General features: G+C 65.4%; 1 protein-coding gene. It reads left to right on the top strand.

The features are described 5' to 3' along the window. Window positions 1-94: 94 nt before the first annotated feature. Window positions 95-1,216: an IS630 family transposase gene (locus tag IEZ19_RS49885; RefSeq protein WP_189317972.1), complete on the top strand. Its 1,122-nt coding sequence runs from the start codon at window positions 95-97 to the stop codon at window positions 1,214-1,216. Window positions 1,217-1,270: the final 54 nt, after the last annotated feature.

Below are 1,270 nucleotides of genomic sequence, written 5' to 3'. Positions count from 1 at the left end.
TCCAGACCCTGCCCTGAGGGCGGATCCGACAGATTGATCACGACTCGATACGCGCCCTAGTGTCCTGCGCCAGTAGTTGATCGTTAGTAGTTACGTGACTTCTGCTGCTGGTGCGTCAGTTCCTCGTCGAGGCCCGAAGCTGGAACCGTTGCTGTTGTCTGATGGCGAGCGGGCGGTGTTGGAGCGGTGGACGCGGCGGGCGTCGTCGGCCCAGGCGCTCGCCCTGCGTGCGCGGATCGTGCTGGCATGTGCGGGCCCGGAGATTCCGCCGATCGTCGCGGTCGCCCGCGAGTTGCGGGTGACCGCCGACACCGTCCGCAAGTGGCGGCGCCGGTTCCTGGCGGAGCGGCTGGACGGCCTGGCCGACGAGCCGCGGCCGGGCCGGCCGCCCACCATCAGCGTTGACCAGGTGGAGGCGGTCGTGGTCACCACGCTGGAGGAGATCCCGAAGAACGCCACCCACTGGTCGCGGAAGTCGATGGCGGAGCACAGCGGGCTGTCGAAGTCCACCGTCGGCCGGATCTGGCGGAAGTTCCAGCTCAAGCCGCATCTGACGGACACCTTCAAGCTGTCGACGGACCCGCTGTTCGTGGAGAAGGTCTACGACGTCGTCGGCCTGTACTTCAACCCGCCCGAGGGCGCGGTGGTCCTCTCGGTGGACGAGAAGTCCCAAATCCAGGCCCTGGACCGGTCCCAGCCGGTGCTGCCGATAATGCCGGGCATGCCCGAGCGGCGCACCCACGACTACGTCCGCAACGGCCTGACCACCCTCTTCGCCGCGTTCGACGTGGCCACCGGCGAGGTCATCAGTGCCCTGCACCGCCGGCACCGGGCAGCGGAGTTCAAGAAGTTCCTGATCAGGATCGACAAGGAGGTGCCCTCGCACCTCCAGATCCACCTGATCTGCGACAACTACGGCACCCACAAGACCCCCGCGATCAGGACGTGGCTGGCCAAGCACCCACGGTTCCACATGCACTTCACTCCCACCGGCTCCTCCTGGATCAACCAGGTCGAGCGGTGGTTCGGCTTCCTGGCCGACCAGAAGATCCGCCGCGGCGCACACAAGAACGTCCAGGCGCTCGAGGCCGACATCCGCGCGTGGGTCAAGGACTGGAACGAGGACCCCAAGCCGTTCATCTGGACGAAAACAGCCGAGGAGATCCTCGACTCCCTCGCCCAATTCTGCCGACGGATCTCTGGCGCAGGACACTAGTAGGGCTTTGTTAGGTACCCCGATTGATCATCGTCAGTTAGATTGTGATCTTCT

It is taken from the genome of Streptomyces brasiliensis, from assembly GCF_014647875.1.
Classification (GTDB): Bacteria; Actinomycetota; Actinomycetes; order Streptomycetales; family Streptomycetaceae; genus Streptomyces; species Streptomyces brasiliensis.
Note: the sequence above shows the minus strand (reverse complement) of the source record. Positions and strands in the feature narration are given on the sequence as shown.